The sequence below is a fragment of the Undibacterium sp. Ji50W genome, assembly GCF_049340445.1.
GTDB lineage: Bacteria > Pseudomonadota > Gammaproteobacteria > Burkholderiales > Burkholderiaceae_D > Undibacterium.
Map to the genome: position 1 here is coordinate 78,194 of NZ_JBMPOX010000023.1, position 17,380 is coordinate 95,573.

Genomic DNA, 17,380 nt, shown 5'->3' on the forward strand with positions numbered 1-17,380 from the left:
TTCAATGGTGATTAATAATATTCGGCATAATTTTCTCACAAAATAGAAAATTTCGATATATGTTCTGATTTCCAGAATTAATCCTCGAAGAGCATCTATACAATGAAATCTAATTTGTTTTGATTATTTCTCTAGGATTGCAACTATCGTGCCAACCAACAACCTCCCATTTTCTGCCTTGCAGGCTGAACTCCTGAGCCCTGCTACGCCCTTGAGAACAGCCATTACACAAGCTTACCGCCGGTCAGAGACAGAGGCTGTGCAATGGTTGCTGGGACAGGTTGAACCGCATGAAGACCAGCAAAAGACTGTTGCGGAACTGGCACACCGCCTGGTCAGCAATGTCCGCCAGCAACGTACCCGTGCCTCTGGTGTCGATGCCTTGATGCATGAATTTTCTTTGTCATCTGAAGAAGGCGTGGCGCTGATGTGCCTGGCCGAAGCCTTGTTGCGCATCCCCGATCACCAGACGGCTGACCGCCTGATCGCCGACAAGATCAGTAAGGGTGACTGGCGCAAGCATCTGGGTGAATCACCATCGCTGTTTGTGAATGCCGCCACCTGGGGCTTGCTGGTGACTGGCAAACTGGTCAGCACGAATAGTGAGCACGGCCTGGGTTCTGCCCTGACACGCCTGATCGCCAAGGGTGGCGAACCGCTGATACGCAAGGGCGTTGACCTGGCCATGCGGATGCTGGGTAACCAGTTTGTCACTGGCCAAACCATAGAAGAAGCCCTGAAAAACAGCCAGGACAATGAAAAACGCGGCTATCGCTATTCTTACGACATGCTGGGTGAAGCCGCGCTGACGGCCAAGGATGCAGCCTTTTATTACCAGGCGTATGAAACCGCCATCCATGCCATAGGCAAGACATCCAACGGGCGTGGCATAAAAAATGGCCCGGGCATTTCAGTCAAATTGTCGGCCCTGCACCCACGTTATTCACGCGCCCAGCGTGAGCGCACGATGACGGAATTGCTGCCGCTACTGAAAAAATTGCTGCTGCTGGCCAAGCAATATAATATCGGCCTGAATATCGATGCAGAAGAAACCGACCGGCTGGAATTGTCGCTGGACTTAATGGAAGCGCTGGCCTTTGACGCCGACCTCAAGGGCTTTGAAGGCATAGGTTTCGTGGTGCAGGGCTATCAAAAACGCTGCCCGTTTGTGATCGATTACCTGGTGGACCTGGCCCGCCGCAGTGGCAGCAAGTTCATGGTGAGGCTGGTCAAGGGTGCGTATTGGGATGCTGAAATCAAGCGTTCCCAGGTAGATGGCATGAGCGGCTTCCCGGTATATACCCGCAAGGTGTACACCGACCTGTCTTACCTGGCCTGTGCACAAAAGCTGCTGGCAGCTACCGATGTGATTTATCCACAGTTTGCCACGCACAATGCGCTGAGCTTATCCACCATCTATACCTGGGCACAAAAAGCCGGTATCACCGACTATGAATTCCAGTGCCTGCATGGCATGGGAGAAACTTTATATGACCAGGTGGTAGGCAAAGACAAGCTGGACAAACCCTGCCGCATTTATGCACCAGTGGGGTCACATCAGACGTTGCTGGCTTATTTGGTGCGTCGCTTGCTGGAAAATGGTGCAAATTCATCCTTCGTGAATCAGATCGTAGATGAAAATGTTTCCATAGAGTCCATGCTGGCTGACCCCATCGCGGTCTCGCGTGAACTGGGCGGTTTACCGCATCCTGGCATTGCCTTACCCAGGGATTTATTTGGCAAGGAAAGAAAAAATTCTGCCGGACTGGATTTTTCCAATGAACTGGAACTGCAACGCATCAGCGCCCACTTTGCTGACAGCAGCCAGCAAGCCTTGACTGCCAGCCCCATCCTGCATGGCCAGGTATCGGCCAGCCAGACCCGGCCTGTGAATAACCCGGCCAAGCAGCTTGATATCGTCGGCCATGTCATCGAAGCCGATGCCCAGGATGTGGAAACTGCCCTGCATGCAGCCGAAGAATATGCGATGGACTGGCAAACCACGCCACCGGTAGAACGTGCCGCTGTATTGAAAAAAGCAGCAGACTTGCTGGAAACGCAAACCCTGGATTTCATGGCCCTGGCCATACGCGAAGCCGGTAAATCCCTGCCAAATGCATTGGCGGAAGTGCGCGAAGCGGTGGATTTCTTGCGCTATTACGCGGCCCAAGTAGAAAGCCTGCCAAATACCCAGGCACTGGGCCCGGTAGTCTGCATCAGCCCCTGGAATTTCCCGCTGGCCATCTTCATGGGTGAAGTCAGTGCCGCGCTGGCAGCGGGTAATGTGGTGCTGGCCAAACCGGCAGAACAGACACCGCTGATCGCCTATCGCGCCATACAACTACTGCATGAAGCTGGTGTGCCGCGTGGTGCCGTGCAATTTTTGCCGGGTACGGGCGAAGTCGTTGGTGCCCAGCTGGTGGCAGACCGCCGCGTCAAGGGTGTGATTTTCACTGGGTCCACCGAAGTGGCGCAGATCATCAACCGCACCCTGGCAAAACGTGCCGTGACGGAAGGCATAGAGATCCCCCTGATCGCCGAAACCGGCGGCCAGAATGCCATGATCGTCGACAGCAGCGCCCTGCCCGAACAAGTCGTCAATGACGTCTTGTCATCCGCCTTTGACAGTGCCGGCCAGCGTTGTTCGGCCCTGCGCATACTGTGCCTGCAAGAAGACATTGCCGACAAAACCATAGAAATGCTGCACGGTGCCATGCAGGAATTGCGCATAGGCCAGCCAGACCGCCTGGCCATCGATATCGGCCCGGTGATTGATGCCGAAGCACAAAACAATCTGCTCAACCATATCAACACCCTGCGCGGCAAGGCCAAATCTTTCTATACGCTGGATTTGGCCAGCAGTTGCCGTGATGGCACCTTCGTGGCACCGACGGTATTCGAAATTGCCACCCTGGCGGACCTGAAAAAAGAAGTGTTTGGCCCGGTACTGCATGTGCTGCGCTATCAGCGTGATGACTTGCCGCAATTGATAGAGCAGATCAATGGCACTGGTTTTGGCCTGACCCTGGGTATACATTCACGCATCGACGAAACCATCAATTTCATCACTGATCGCGCCCATGTCGGCAATATCTATGTGAACCGGAATATCGTCGGAGCCGTAGTCGGTGTCCAGCCCTTTGGTGGCGAAGGTAAATCCGGCACCGGCCCCAAAGCTGGCGGCCCGCTGTACCTGAAACGCCTGCAACGCACACCTGTGGTTGGCCTGGGCGGTCACACTGTCTATGAACGGCAGTCACCACCGGCACTGGAAGCCTTGCTGGTATGGGCCAAAACCCACGGTCACCAGCGCATAGCTGAACTGGGCGAACATTATGCCCATACCAGCCCCTACAAACTGACCCAGGTCTTGCCCGGCCCTACGGGTGAACGCAATACCTTGTCCTTCGCCCCACGTGGCCGTATTTTCTGCGCCGCCAACAGCATCAATTGCCTGATCAACCAACTGGCCGCCACTTTGGCCACTGGCAATACCCCAGTCTTGCCAGCACAGACCCTGGCCATGCTGCCCGGCGGCCTGCCACTGGACGTCAGCAAGCTCATCGTCGCTGCCGAAGCCGATCAGTGTGGTGCCCAGTTAGCACTGGTGGAAGGTGCCTTGCTGGCCCATTACAAATTGCTGTTTGCAGCCCAAGGCGAAGCCATTGTCTCTGTCGTTGAAACCCAGGACCATGTGGAAATCCCGCTATGGCGCCTGGTCGCTGAACGGGCGCTGTGCGTGAATACCACGGCGGCGGGGGGGAATGCGACTTTGATGACTTTGGAAGGGTGAGTTAATTTGGTTTTTGAGATCTGAGGCTGGTACAAAAAAGCCCTGTGATCTATTTTCACAGGGCTTTTTCAATTTGAGGAACGCTCTTATACTTTTTACCGCATATCCTTGGCTGGAAAGGATGCAGTTAATTTTTCGATAGGAACAATTAAATCAAAGCCTTCTAAAGTAGTTGCAGTCGACGCTGTGACTGGCCCAGGTCCACAGGGAGCGTCCGGCGTGTGACAGGCCCAACTTTCGCCACCTCGTAAAAAAGAGAAACTGATTGCATAAACAGGTACACGTTGCTGTAGCAAATATGCCATTGAACTCACAGCTGGATTCCAATCCTGTTGTTTAAACTTCCCAATATGTCCATTTCCCGCCAACACGATATGCGTATACCCTGGGTATTGTTTAAGCCTGTCGTAAATATTGGTGGCCATGATGGAATCGCGCCTGGCCTGTGCCCTTGGTTCATTCCTGGTCAGGGGAACAATATCATCTGAGCTTCTTGAGTCATAGGCAGAAAGAAGTACATCTTTACCTTCATTGCGCAATCTTCTGACCAAATCTATGAGCTTAAACATTGCCACACTGGTGCGGCCATCTTGCATTTTATCCTGCCAGAAAGAGGCTGAAAGCAAGGCCTTTTTATCTTCAACTTCTCCTCTTGAAAGCGTATATTTGGTGATGTCTGCTTGCAAATCCATCGGCAGTTCCAGACCAAGTACAACGGGCTTACCTGTTAAGGCAATTTGACAAACCAGCCCCTCGACAAATGCCGGGATTTCGTTTGATCCATGGAACTCGCCGATGGCAATAACATCTACCTTAATCGCTGACAGGGGTATCTGCGTAGTTGGTGTACACGCTAAATCACTAGCAAAAGCGGAATTACATGCGGCGATAAGCAAGAAAGTGATTGCACCAAAGAGTAGTCTTGGTCTGGGTGTATTCATACTGGAGTTAAATTGGATTAACGCTGCACGCAGGTCTCAGTACCAAAATTTCCACCCTTGAATTCAGGCTTATAGTAGTACTTGCTGAATGTCCATTTGCCCGTCTTGTTTTTCTTAAAGGTGGCTATGCCGGTGCCAAAATCTTTGGTGGTCGGATCAACCAGGGCGAAGTGCATGGCCATTTGCTGCTGGTCTGCTGCGGCCTGACCCAGATAGGTACCGTATTCTGGTACCTCTAGTTTGAAGCTGTAGGCACCATACTTGTTGAAGCTTTGGGCAGGGACCAGATCCAGGGTGACGGTGCCGGTGTAATCGCCTTCGTGGCTGTCATTGCCCTTGCAGTCATATATGCCGCTGTAATTGTTGCCGCTAAAAGCAGGTTTGGTGGCAGCGACTGTGGTAGTTGCAGATAAAGCGAGCAGGCAAATCAGAGTGATATTTATTTTCATGACTTGCCTGTTGATATCTTCCCGCTTTTCCACAGGTCTGACGCTGTTTTGATTAATACAGACCTGCTTATCAATTACTTATAAGTTGTTTATTGCATATTACTTATTACGAATCACTTGGTTTTTTTTGCCTTGGCAAGGTCTTCTTCCAGCTCTTTACCTGCTTGCACCATTTTTTCCATCATGGGGGTCATCAATTTTTGCATGGATGCCATGGATTGCTGCATCATCGCGGGCATTTTGCTGACATAGGACTTACCGGCCGGCGATTTGTAGAAGGCAGTGATGCCGTCGACATCTTCCTGGCTCAGGGATTTGCTATAAATTTCGATGAAGATAGGCTCCAGCTTGTCCCAGCTCATTTCCTGTTTGCGAATGGCAATGACTTTTTCCCTGAATTTATCCAGGGCTTTTTGATGTTCGTCACTGAGCGGCTTGTCTTTGGTGACTTTTTGCATCATGCCTTTCATCAAGCCGTCGACCTGCGCTTCGACTGCACTCAGCATTTGCTGGGTATTCGTCGCTATCAGCAATTCTTTCACTGAGGCTTCGGTCGGTGTTTCTGCATGGGCAGATCCACAGACCAGCAAGCTAGTAAGCAGTAATTTCGACCAGAGGTTCATGGAAATCTCCTTGTGATTGAACGAGTTACGAATTCTACGGCAGTTCTGGCAAATTGTTTTTTTGATTTTTTTTGCCTGTGGATACTCTTAAATAGAATAACTTTATATATACATGGTAGTGATTGTTAAAGCAGGCACTTGTCTGTGGATAAGTCGGTAAACATCCACAGAATCAAAAGTTTAAGCAAATGATAAGGCGGTGATAAAAGTCTGTATATCCACAGGACAAAATCTGAACAGTAAAGCGTACAGTGAATAATTTCTGGCTTACACACAATGCATACAGTGGATATCGACGGAGTTATCCACAAAGTTTTTTTGAATTTTGTGGTTTTTCTGCTGAATTTTTGCAAAAAGACTAGGGATACAGGTGGACTGACAGCAGTTTTTGAATCGCACAGCTCAATTTGCTGGCAGAGATGTGTTTTTGAACAGTAAAAATTGCTTGTACTTCTTTAAAACCTGTTGCTTTAACAAATGCATATGTGCTGGCAAATGGTTTTTGAGGAAAACTTCAGGAAACATTTGCTAAGGCCAGGTTTTTAAGCAGGTCCGGTTCAAATGACGAACAGACATTGTTGACGGAGGTTTTGGGGTTTCAGAAAAGACTTATTTTTTTATTGGAAAAGGTATGTGGCTTTTTGAAAAAATACAAAATCTTTTTTCGGAGTTCAGACAGTTCAATTAAATAACTTAGCTTATATATACATAGTAGTAGTAGTTAACGGCGCGACTTTTTGTGGATAAGTCTGTATTTGTCCACAGAATCAAAAGCTTAGTGCATGTATAGATGTTCTTATAAGTCTTGTATGAAAGAAGAACAGTTTTGGGATAAAAATCGGCACTGGATAAGTAGCGGTGGTTTTGCACAGTTCATCCTGGGGATATGCATAGACTTGTCCACAGGCCTTTTATGGTTTTATTGCTGTTTTTTTACATGTTGCAGGTCTTTTTGATATTGCCAAGTTGCTACAAATGATCGGCGCGTTTCAGGATAGCTGGCGCGCAGTTTTGCAAAATGCTGGCGAACAAGCGGGTGGATTGGTGGCTAAGTGTGGGCAGGTGCTGGCTGTAGACCGCCGTATATTCCAGATGGGGATGCCCGCCACGTGCACGTTTGAACTGGCTGGCACCGGAGCTGTAGTGCAGTTTCAGTTGTTTTTCTTTGGCTTTATGTAATAGCAAGGCCATCAGGCGGCGGTATAAACCCAGTTCTTGCGGCAGGCTGGTGTCATAGCCGATGAGAGGGGTGGTGATACAGCCACTTTCGGGATGCGAATATAAGCCTATGACGCCGACCAGCCTGCCTTTCCAGCGCAAGGCCAGCAGTTCAAGAAAGCGCGTTTCCAGGCAGAGTTCAAAAAATGCCAGGCTGAAATCCGGGTTCAGGCAAGAATGCTTGGCTATAAACAATTGCCTGAATAACTGGCGCAAAGTGGGCAGATCCTGGATCTGTATAGCTTCATGCGGCAGGATTTCTACCTGCTTATTGGCGAGCAGGCGGGCATCCTGTTTGACGTGATTATGCTTCCACACGGTTTTTTCTTGCGGATCACACAGATAGACCATGCGCGAAGGCAGCATTTGCCAGCCGTTGTGGATAAGTTGCTGTGCCAGTGCCGGATGCAGGGCCGGACAGATATTGCGCATCATCAGCGGTCGTTGCGGATATTTTTGCAGCAGGCTGTCGGTCGCCTGTTGCACGGCAGATGCCGGCCATTCTGGATACAGGTTGGTGGATATCAGGTGATTACTGCAGATGGCAGCCTGATCCAGTTTGCTGGCATTCAGCAATGCAGACATGGGGCCGAATACGGCACAGGAAAGCAGTTGACCAAGCGCGGCCAGGCCGGGGCTTAACTGGCGCAGCATTTCCTGGCGGGCATAGCGTAACCAGGTAGAACGTGGGCTGGCGACATAACTGTCTTGCCAGTGACTGTGCTCCAGCAGGCTGACTGGCTGGCTGTGACCGGCAATCTCGATCGCATCAATGGCGCAATCCGTATTGCCGACCCAGTGCTGGCCACCGCGCGAACGGGCCGTCAGCAGCCACAGGGCATCAGCCACCACATGCGGTGGTAGGGATGATGTGTTCAAGTCTGAAAATCAGCGTTTGCTGTACAGATGCATGCCACCATAGATGGCAGAACGGTCTGTCAGGTACAACTGGCGGTTGTGTTGCGGGTCGGTATGCCAGGCAGCCAGGATGTCTGCCGGCAATTGGGCTTCCAGCGGGGATTCGCTACCGCCAGTACGGAACACCACTTTGGCACCAGGCGCTGCCGTGCGTGTGACTTCTTGCCATAGTTCAGTCAGTTGTTGCTGATCCATCCAGTCTTGTGCATCAAGAAACAGATAGGCGTCCATGGATGCACGTGGCTGGCCGAGCAGGAAATTGGTCAGGGTCGTGTGATGTGCATGCAGTCGGTCTATATTCTGGCGCAGGCTGTTGAAATGCTGTTGCTGCAAATACAGCGGCAAGGCAGTTTGCTGCCTGGTGTCATAGCGACGGGCGAAGGCTTGCTGGGCGAAACAGTTGTGGTCCAGCGGGAAATCACAGGCCAGGTGGCGCATTCTTTCCTTGAACAAGACATGCAGGCCTTGTTTGGCATCTTTTTTAAGTGCTTCAAACTGGGATGGGGGAATACCCAGGCTGTACAGGGCCAGCGGCTGGCTGGCAATCAGGCGGAACAAACGGGTTTCAAATACGGGTGCCACGTATTGTTCAAACAGTTGTGTCTGTTCCTGCAGGTTGCGGGCTTGCATGAGCTGGCTCATGTCGCCACCCATCAGGCGTACAAAGAAATGGGCAAAACCGATGAAGTTGCCCAGCAAGCCATGTTGATAGGCTTCGCTGGCAAAATAATGGTAACGCGCCTTGCCGGACAAGGAACGGCTTTCCCAAAAATTACTGGCATCGTCAGACAGGTGATTGCGGATATGTCGCTTATAGCGTTTCAGGTTATCGGCCTGGTTGGCATTGCCAAGATAAGCCAGTACCGCCTGGTAGTCGGGCAAATGCTTGATGGCCATTTGCTTCATGTTGAGCATGGCCAGGTGGGCGGCATTCAGGTCCACCGCATGCACGGCAGCCGGTTCGGCCGACAGATAGGCCAGGGCATTGCAACCGCCAGAAGAGATGGTCAGGATATTCGCGCCTGGCTTGAGTTGTAGCGCATCAAGGTCAGATTGTGGATCTTCCCAGATCTGGGCATACACCAGGCGGCTGAACCAGTGGGCGAATAGCTTGTCTGCCAACCCTTTGCGGCCAGAGGTGGTGGAATTGAAAACGGCGCTGTCGATCAGGGCTTTGGTGGACATGCTGGTCTCCACTTATGGTTTAGATAAGGGAGACTGTAGGATGTGCAGGTGACAGGCTGGTGACAGGGAGATGAATATTCGATGAAAAACAATTATCCATATGCGGGGGACTTGCGCAAAACTGGCCCAGCTGCGTTGCAGCTCCTCGCCTAGGAGCCGCGTTCTGTGGATAACCTGCGGCGGCGGGCCTTGATGAACATCAGTAACTGGTAAGCAAAATACAAGGAAGCCAGCACCGGCATGGAGGCGACCAGTATCCACAGGCCTCCGGCCAGCGGCACTGGCCCGGACCAGACCAGGATGGGAACATCGGGCTTATTACTTTTTTCTATGGCTTTCTGCTTGGGCGCATCGATTTGCACACCGCTATTTTGCTTGGGCAAATCTTCCGGGGCGACCACAAATACGGCTTGCATGCCCTTGCCCGGTTGAGCTGGCTGCGAAACTGGAGTAGCAGGAGCAGGAGGGGCAACTTTGCCAGCTTCAGCAGCAAAAACGGATAGTCCTAGCAATGCGGTCAGTAGTGGCAAGGCCAGGATCAGGGCAAACTTGAGTTTCATTGATGCAATCGGATTAAAATGATTCTTTACAACCTAAGCTTGTTAGGACGTCTTTTCAGCCAGTTTTTTTAAGTTAAGCAGACCGGCTTCAAAGTCCGGACCCACCATTTTATCCATAAACGGGGCGAATAGCTTCATCATCAGGTTTCCTTCGCTGCTGCCATGCATATCCCAGGTGACTTTGGTACCGCCAGCCTGTACTTCCAGTACCATTGCACCGACTGAGGGCTTGCCCATGCCTTCAAAGTGCAATTCGTATTCCAGCTTCTGGTCCGCCTGTACCTGATTGAACTTCATGCCGCCATTGCCCTGGCTCTTGCTTTTCCAGTCCCAGGCGGCACCGGGGCCGGATTCTGGTCCGGAATACTGCATTTCCATGGAAGGGTCACGCTGATTCCATACGGACCAGTTTTTCCATGCCCTGGGTGCAGCGATCAGGGGGAAGATCTTGGCCGGTGTAGCCTGGATGACGATACTGCGGCTGACGCGGTATTCATTCGGTAGCGAATAGGCGATACCCAGCAGTACGACGATCAGGGTGACGAGAATCCCGGCTATCCATTTGATGATTTTCATTTTCTGCTCCTGTAAAGGGGGAAGGTAAAAATGTCCACGACCGTGATCATGCAAATTCAGTAGCTTATCAACAGCTTATTAATAGCGAATTAATAGTTTACCCACAGCTTATCCACAAACTTATTAACGTACCCGGCCTACCGCGATTTCCCATTCCTGCATGAGGCTGGCTGCCTGGTCCCTGCTCATGGTGGGAAAAAACTGTCTGTCCATTTGCCATAATGCGGCACATTCATCGGTATTTTGATAAATTCCCGTCCCCAGCCCGGCCAGGTAAGCGGCACCGAGGGCCGTGGTTTCTGTCACTTTGGGGCGTATTACGGGTATGCCCAGCAAATTCGCCTGAAATTGTAACAAGAGATTATTCGCCGCGGCGCCACCATCCACCCTTAATTCGCTGATGGGGGAAACGGCATCCCTGGTCATGGCTTGCAATAGTGCGGTGCTTTGGAAGGCTATCGATTCCAGTGCGGCGCGGGCGATATGGCCGACAGTACTGCCACGACTGAGGCCCAGTATCGCACCCTTGGCCGATGGTACCCAGTAAGGTGCGCCCAGACCAGTGAAAGAGGGTACAAACACCACGCCACCAGAATCCGGCACGCTGGCGGCCAGGTCTTCCACATCGGTTGAATGTTGTATGGCTTTCAAGCCATCCCGCAGCCATTGGACCACGGCACCGCCGATAAATACGCTGCCTTCAAGGGCGTACTGGCGCTGCGGGCCGGTCTGGCAGGCGGCGGTACTGATCAGGCCATTTTGCGATACCGGGCACTTGTCGCCCGTGTGCATGAGCATGAAACAGCCGGTGCCATAGGTATTTTTTGCCATGCCGGGGGTAAAACAGGCCTGGCCGAACAAGGCGGCCTGCTGGTCACCGGCGATGCCAGCGATGGGAATGCTGTCTCCCAGCAGACTGGTTGCACCAAAGCGATGGCTGGACGGCAGGACTTGTGGCAGCACAGATGGCGGGATATCAAACCAGGCTAGCAGATCCTGATCCCATTCACCGCGGTGGATGTTGTACAGCATGGTGCGTGAAGCATTGCTGACATCGGTGACATGCAGTTTGCCGGCGCTGAGTTGCCAGGCCAGCCAGCTATCGACGGTACCAAAGGCCAGCTCGCCGGCATCGGCACGGCGTCTGGCATCGGGAATCTGGTCCAGCAGCCATTTCAGCTTGGTGGCAGAAAAATAGGGGTCGAGTATCAGGCCGGTCTTGGCTTGTATCAGTTCAGCCTTGCCCTGATGCCGCAGTTGTTCACAATAGGATTCGGTGCGCCGGTCTTGCCAGACGATGGCATTGGCCAGGGGCTGGCCGGTTTTTCTGTCCCACAGTATGGTGGTTTCGCGCTGGTTGGTAATGCCCAGGGCTGCAATGTCCCTGGCTTGCAGACCGGCATTTTGCAAGACCTGCCGGCAGGTGGCGAACTGGGTTTGCCAGATTTCTGTGGCGTCATGTTCGACCCAGCCGGGCTGTGGGAAAATCTGGCGGAATTCCTGCTGGGCAGAGGCGATTAACTGACCGCGTTCATTGAAAATGATACTGCGTGAACTGGAGGTACCCTGGTCTAAAGCGAGCAGATAAGTCATGGAAGATCCTGATTTGTCCCGGTGGCTACAGTAAACAATGCCGTGTGTGATGCCTTAGAACCTGTTTGCGATCTTACTGCGCGGGCGTGATCGGGACTCATGCGCTGCTCAAAATGCTCATGTACTTAAGTACATTCCGCTTTTTGCGCTGCGTTTTTGTTACCCTTACCCCGCTGACGCTCGCTCGCTACAGATCGTAAACAGGTTCTTATGGTGATTTTTATACCCTGCTTCAGCGTAGGAGTGCTGACATCTGCTTACAAATTCTTTACTTTGTGTTGCAGGCAAATATATTGGTATTTGTTATAGTTGAATTATTAATTAAAAGTCGGTATTTGTCGCTTTTGTGTATTTCAGGAAAGGTCAGGTTGTGCCCGGACTCCTCAATTTTTCTTTGTCTTTACTTATTCTGATCCTGATCGCTTTTGGCACCATGCGCAAGAGCCGTCGCCTGATCATGCTGGCGTTTTTTTGCATGGTGATGATCACTTTGCTGGGCTGGTACCAGTACATTTTCCCCACCGGGCTGAGTTTCCTGTTCATAGCCGGTACCTTGGCCACGGTACTGATCATCTGCAGCTTTTTCTATGCCGTGTATTCGAATGAAACGGTGTGGTTTGATATTCAGGATAAATTCCAGGACAAAGTCCAGGATAAATAAGCCACCCCAACCCAGTGCTGCCTGGGTTTTGGGCTTGGTCTGATTTATTTCACGTCCAGCAATTCCACATCAAAAACCAGTGGTGCATTTGGCGGTATCAGACCGTTGCCTGCCCCTTTTGCACCATAAGCCAGTTCTGCTGGAATGATCAGTGTGCGTTTGCCGCCAACTTTCATGCCGGTTAACCCTTGATCCCAACCTTTGATCACACGGCCAGTGCCGAGGATGAAAGTCAGTGGTCCACGGCCTTTGGAACTGTCGAACAGCCTGCCGCGTTCCTGCTTGGCGAAGGGGTCATGCAGCCAGCCGGTGTAATGTACGGCTACACTGCGGCCCGCTGTGGCTTCCAGTCCCTTGCCGACTACCAGGTCGATCTTTTGTACGCTGGGCCCTTGCTCAGGTGCTGGCGTACTTGGCGCACTTGATTCAGTGGCCGGACTCTGTGCAGGAGTTTCTGCCGCCGGGTTTGCATGCACGGGCAATGCCTGCAACAGGCTGCTTGCCAACAGGCTGATGAACAGTAGTGACTTCATTCTTTTATCCTTATGGTTGGTGGAAGTTGTTGGAATACGGCTTTAGCCATTTTTGTCTTTGGATGCCTGTAACTTCTTTTCAAAAGCAATATCGAGCTTGCTGGCTTTTTTGGGAGCCTGTTTGTGCACGTTATTTACGTAGGCAACAAATTCATCCATTTCCATGGGTTCACCCAGCACTTGCGGGGCGGCATCGTCATCCTCGATGTTTGCCAGGGTCAGGTAAAAGCGGCCGTCGGCCATGCTGACCATGGAATAGGGCGCATTGTTGCTGCGTTCGCGCAGGCGGTTGACGGCATAGCTGGCTTTAGTCGAGCGTGCCATTATTTCATCCCGTACTTGTGCATGATCTTTTCCATGGTGCCGTCGTTATCCAGGTCTTTATTGAGTTTGTTGTACAACTCTATACGTTGTTTGTCCATACGGCTATTGCAGAGCATGTTCAGTTCCATGGTTTTGTATTTGACGGCCCGCACAATATCATTTCCAAAGCCTTGCTGCTGGGCCAGGACCATGCCGTGGGATTCTGACACGATCCAGTAATTGAGCCGGTTGTTGATCAGCAGGCGCGGATTGTCTTCATCCTGGTTGGAAAACTCTATCTTGTAACCCTGCTCACTCAGTTGCATGCCGGTGGCGGCATTTTTGTAGGAGCCTATGGAATAGGGTTTGGCATCTTCCAGGGTTTTTAATACCCGGGTGTCGGTTTTGCGCGCATACAAGACCCAGGTGTCATTGGTCAGCGGACCTACCCATTTATACAAGTTTTCGCGTTCGGGAGTGCGGCGGAAGCCGAACAAGCAGGTGTTGTCATCATTCAGGGTGGAATTCAGGCCACGGGCCAGCGAGGTACTGCTGATGGTGGAGGTATCGCCGGCACGTTTCAGGATTTCCTGTATTTTTTCAGTCAATATGCCGAGGATTTCACCGGTTTTGGAATCGGTGTGGGTGAAGGGGGCATATTCCTGTATCAGCAGTTTGATGCTTTCTGCCCGGCTCACCAGCGGGGTAAGCATCAGACAAAATACGAAGCAAGGTACGAACAATTTCACGACGGGTGTCCCAGTATATTTTTTTAGTGTTGGAAATATACCGCTGAATTTCCCGGTGTGGCAGCTATTTTCGTTTGCTGACATGTTCTACAACTCCTTACATCTACAGGTCTTGGTAATTTTGTGTAAGAACCTGTTTATCTGAATATCTGAAGAAGCAACTATTTCCAGATACTTTCCAATAAGGCAAAGCTGGCGGCAATCATGGCTTCGTGCTGGCGTTTTTCCTGGCAGATGAAACTGAGTTCGGTGGGTACACTGACTGCATCAGCAATAACCAGGCCATGGGCATGGGCTTCGCGTATGGCGATGGAATCACGTATCAGGCTGAGGCCAACCCCGGATTTGACCAGGTCCAGCATGGACGGCTCCTGGTCGACCAGGGCGACGATGTTGGCGCTGACGCCGTGTTCATTGAAAATCTTGCTGAGCAGGCGGTGATGCGCCGATTCTGGCGGCGTCCATAGCCAGGGCAGGCGGGCAAGACTGGCCCAGCCCTGGCCCGCTACCCGGTTTTTCCAGCCATTTGGTGCCACCACGCGGTAGTTGAATGTGGTCAGCGCCAGGCTGTGGCAGGGGGTTTTGCCATCGTCCGGCGGCTGCCCCAGATAAAAGCCGACATCCAGCGTGCCGGCACGGATTTGTTGCAGTACCGTACCCGACATGCCTTGTTGTAACTTTGTGGATAACTGTGGATAAGTCTCGACCAGACGCTTCAAAAATACTCCCAGCCGGGTGAATTCCGGATCGAGTATGGTGCCTATCGCCAGCTCTCCAGAAATGGTGCTGTGCAAGGCGTAGGCGGCCTGGCGAAACTCGCCCATGCCGGCCAGTACTTTTTCTGCATACGGCAATAATTTTGCACCATCATTACTCAGGCGCATGCCGCTGGCGCTACGTGTGAATAACTGCAGTTGCAGGTATTCCTGCAAGGCCTTGATCTGCAGGCTGACGGCTGGTTGCGTCACATGCAATTGTTCCGCCGCCCGGGTCAGATTACCTTCCCTGGCCACGGCCACAAAAGCACGGAGTTGTGTCAAGTCCATTATTAGCGATCCTTATATTGCAGTTGATAATAACTCATTGGATTTACCATGAGGAGTGAATTAATCTCATCGTCACTCACTGGCAATCATCAATTCATCTCTAAGGTTTACTTATGACATCCACACTCTCGCATTTTATGAATGGGCAGGCCTACGCTTCCGGCAGTGGTCGCCAGCAGGATGTGTTCAATCCTGCCACCGGCGAGGTCAGCGCCCGTGTTGCCCTGGCCAGCCTGGATGAAGTGCATGCCGTCGTCGCCGCGGCCAAGGCCGCCGTACCTGCATGGGCAGAGACTGCACCGCTACGGCGTGCCCGTGTGATGTTCAAGTTCAAGGAATTGCTGGACCAGCATCACCAGGAAATGGCGACCCTGATCACGCGTGAACATGGCAAGGTCTTGTCGGATGCCATGGGCGAAGTCACACGCGGCATAGAAATCGTTGAATTTGCCTGTGGCATGCCACAACTGCTGAAATCACAATTTTCTGACAATATCGGCGGTGGCATAGATAATTACAACCTGCGCCAACCACTGGGGGTGACGGCTGGCATCACGCCTTTCAACTTCCCCTTCATGGTGCCGATGTGGATGGCCCCGCTGGCGATTGCGACCGGCAATACCTTCATTTTGAAACCGTCTGAACGTGATCCTTCCTGCTCTTTGCTGATTGCCGACTTGCTCAAAAAAGCCGGTTTGCCAGATGGGGTGTTTAATGTATTGCAGGGCGATAAAGTCGCTGTTGATGGTTTGTTGCAACACCCCGATGTATCCGCTATTTCTTTCGTTGGATCAACACCGATTGCCGAATACATTTATAGCGAAGGTACACGCCTGGGTAAGCGCGTGCAGGCTTTGGGCGGTGCAAAAAATCACCTGGTGGTGATGCCCGACGCCAATCTGGAACAAGCCGTCGACGCCCTGATGGGTGCTGCCTATGGTTCAGCCGGTGAACGCTGCATGGCGATTTCGGTGGCGGTCGCGGTCGGTAATGTCGCCGACAAACTGGTGCAGGCTTTGGTGCCACGGGTGCAGGCCCTGAAGATCAAAAACGGCATGGAAGCGGATGCTGAAATGGGCCCGGTGGTGACGGCGCAACACAAGGCAAAAATCGAATCTTATATTGCAGAAGGCATCGCCGAAGGCGCGCAATTGCTGGTCGATGGCCGGGGCCTGAAAGTGGCTGCGCATGAAGGTGGTTTTTTCCTCGGTGGCTGTTTGTTTGACCATGTCAAAGAGGGCATGAAAATCCATCGTGAAGAAATTTTTGGCCCGGTATTGTGCATAGTCCGGGTACCTGATTTTGCATCTGCTGTTGAACTGATCAACCGCCATGAATTTGGCAATGGCGTCGCGCTCTTCACTTCAGACGGCAATACCGCACGCGAATTTTCACGCCGCATCCAGGTCGGCATGGTGGGCATCAATGTACCCATTCCTGTGCCCATGGCCTGGCATTCTTTCGGCGGCTGGAAGCGCTCCTTGTTTGGCGATGTGCATGCGTATGGCGAAGAGGGGATACGGTTTTATACGCGTTATAAATCGATTATGCAGAGGTGGCCGGATAGCATAGGAAAAGGGGCGGAGTTTACGATGCCGGTGGCGAAGTAGCGGCGTGGCTTACCCCTTCTCCTTCAAGGAGAAGGGGGGGATGAGGATGGGGTTCTGTCGACGAACGGCAATCTCGTTTTCGTCATTCTTGCGAAGGCAGCTGTAGGTTGGGCTACGCTTTATCAGCCCAACACAGGGCCTCTGAATAACGTATTCGTTAATTCATGTCGAACCCAAGACCTCTCACCACAGAGGAAGGAAAGACTTCTTGCAAGAAGTCTTCGTTACGCAGGCGTGTGGCAAGCCAGACGAATTCCCTGCTACACCACGGAGACACAGAGGAAAAGCGGAGATTGTTTTGGCTCCTTCCCCTTCAAGGGGAAGGTTGGGATGGGGATGGGTTTCGGTAAAACAACGGCAATAATAAAAACATCGCTCCTGCGCAGGCAGGAGGCCACCGTGCTGGCGTTCCAGTGGCGTTGTTTTTGTGCTGACGTTGATTATAAGATTGCCCTTCGTAGAACCAAGCCGGGTCTCGGCCCGGCGGCCGAAATACTTTCTTTGCTTCCCCTCCATGTCAGGATAGATGTCGCGTCATCAGAAATCTAACCCGTTGGAGAGCGAAAGGCAGAGTAAGATGAAACGAGTACGCTATACGGCAGAACAAAAGGAATGGGTAATT

The 17,380-nt window shown here is 51.9% G+C and carries 15 protein-coding genes; 3 read left to right on the forward strand and 12 right to left on the reverse strand.

The window, feature by feature from the left end; translation table 11 throughout:
* Positions 1 to 148 precede the first annotated feature (148 nt).
* Entirely contained in the window at positions 149 to 3,793 is a 3,645-nt protein-coding gene (gene putA, locus ACO0K9_RS23740) for a trifunctional transcriptional regulator/proline dehydrogenase/L-glutamate gamma-semialdehyde dehydrogenase (protein WP_422989095.1), read from the forward strand.
* Between the two features lie 95 nt (positions 3,794 to 3,888).
* On the opposite strand, the gene ACO0K9_RS23745 is transcribed toward putA, so the two are convergent.
* The 8 genes from ACO0K9_RS23745 to glpK all read right to left on the reverse strand — a co-directional run bounded on the left by ACO0K9_RS23745 (position 3,889) and on the right by glpK (position 11,856).
* A complete protein-coding gene (locus ACO0K9_RS23745; protein ID WP_422989097.1) occupies positions 3,889 to 4,734 on the reverse strand; it encodes a hypothetical protein in 846 nt (281 codons plus the stop codon).
* A gap of 17 nt (positions 4,735 to 4,751) precedes the next feature.
* Entirely contained in the window at positions 4,752 to 5,183 is a 432-nt protein-coding gene (locus ACO0K9_RS23750; RefSeq protein ID WP_422989099.1) for a hypothetical protein, read from the reverse strand.
* A gap of 113 nt (positions 5,184 to 5,296) precedes the next feature.
* On the reverse strand, positions 5,297 to 5,806 hold the full coding sequence (locus tag ACO0K9_RS23755; RefSeq protein ID WP_422989101.1) for a DUF2059 domain-containing protein: 510 nt from the start codon (positions 5,804 to 5,806) through the stop codon (positions 5,297 to 5,299).
* A gap of 969 nt (positions 5,807 to 6,775) precedes the next feature.
* The gene (locus tag ACO0K9_RS23760; protein WP_422989103.1) at positions 6,776 to 7,903 is read right to left on the reverse strand and encodes a hypothetical protein; all 1,128 of its coding nucleotides are present in this window, start codon (positions 7,901 to 7,903) and stop codon (positions 6,776 to 6,778) included.
* A 9-nt stretch (positions 7,904 to 7,912) separates the two neighbouring features.
* Positions 7,913 to 9,127 carry a DUF3419 family protein gene (locus tag ACO0K9_RS23765; protein ID WP_422989105.1) on the reverse strand — a complete coding sequence of 405 codons (1,215 nt, stop codon included), beginning with the start codon at positions 9,125 to 9,127 and terminating at the stop codon, positions 7,913 to 7,915.
* A gap of 149 nt (positions 9,128 to 9,276) precedes the next feature.
* Positions 9,277 to 9,687 carry a hypothetical protein gene (locus ACO0K9_RS23770; RefSeq protein ID WP_422989107.1) on the reverse strand — a complete coding sequence of 137 codons (411 nt, stop codon included), beginning with the start codon at positions 9,685 to 9,687 and terminating at the stop codon, positions 9,277 to 9,279.
* Between the two features lie 42 nt (positions 9,688 to 9,729).
* On the reverse strand, positions 9,730 to 10,263 hold the full coding sequence (locus tag ACO0K9_RS23775; RefSeq protein ID WP_422989109.1) for an SRPBCC family protein: 534 nt from the start codon (positions 10,261 to 10,263) through the stop codon (positions 9,730 to 9,732).
* Between the two features lie 123 nt (positions 10,264 to 10,386).
* The gene (gene glpK / locus ACO0K9_RS23780) at positions 10,387 to 11,856 is read right to left on the reverse strand and encodes a glycerol kinase GlpK (protein WP_422989111.1); all 1,470 of its coding nucleotides are present in this window, start codon (positions 11,854 to 11,856) and stop codon (positions 10,387 to 10,389) included.
* A 394-nt stretch (positions 11,857 to 12,250) separates the two neighbouring features.
* Here glpK and ACO0K9_RS23785 point away from each other — a divergent pair, with 394 nt between their 5' ends.
* Positions 12,251 to 12,517, forward strand: coding sequence for a hypothetical protein (locus ACO0K9_RS23785; RefSeq protein ID WP_422989113.1), 267 nt, complete (start codon positions 12,251 to 12,253; stop codon positions 12,515 to 12,517).
* 44 nt (positions 12,518 to 12,561) lie between these two features.
* On the opposite strand, the gene ACO0K9_RS23790 is transcribed toward ACO0K9_RS23785, so the two are convergent.
* The 4 genes from ACO0K9_RS23790 to ACO0K9_RS23805 all read right to left on the reverse strand — a co-directional run bounded on the left by ACO0K9_RS23790 (position 12,562) and on the right by ACO0K9_RS23805 (position 15,148).
* Positions 12,562 to 13,050 carry an FKBP-type peptidyl-prolyl cis-trans isomerase gene (locus tag ACO0K9_RS23790; protein WP_422989115.1) on the reverse strand — a complete coding sequence of 163 codons (489 nt, stop codon included), beginning with the start codon at positions 13,048 to 13,050 and terminating at the stop codon, positions 12,562 to 12,564.
* Between the two features lie 42 nt (positions 13,051 to 13,092).
* A complete protein-coding gene (locus ACO0K9_RS23795) occupies positions 13,093 to 13,374 on the reverse strand; it encodes a hypothetical protein (RefSeq protein ID WP_422989117.1) in 282 nt (93 codons plus the stop codon).
* Positions 13,374 to 14,102: a substrate-binding periplasmic protein gene (locus tag ACO0K9_RS23800; protein ID WP_422989119.1), complete on the reverse strand. Its 729-nt coding sequence runs from the start codon at positions 14,100 to 14,102 to the stop codon at positions 13,374 to 13,376. Before ACO0K9_RS23800 ends, ACO0K9_RS23795 begins: the two co-directional genes overlap by 1 nt.
* 161 nt (positions 14,103 to 14,263) lie before the next feature.
* Positions 14,264 to 15,148 carry a LysR family transcriptional regulator gene (locus ACO0K9_RS23805; RefSeq protein WP_422989121.1) on the reverse strand — a complete coding sequence of 295 codons (885 nt, stop codon included), beginning with the start codon at positions 15,146 to 15,148 and terminating at the stop codon, positions 14,264 to 14,266.
* Between the two features lie 113 nt (positions 15,149 to 15,261).
* On the opposite strand from ACO0K9_RS23805, the gene ACO0K9_RS23810 reads away from it, so the two are divergent.
* Positions 15,262 to 16,758, forward strand: coding sequence for a CoA-acylating methylmalonate-semialdehyde dehydrogenase (locus tag ACO0K9_RS23810; RefSeq protein WP_422989123.1), 1,497 nt, complete (start codon positions 15,262 to 15,264; stop codon positions 16,756 to 16,758).
* Positions 16,759 to 17,380 lie beyond the last annotated feature (622 nt).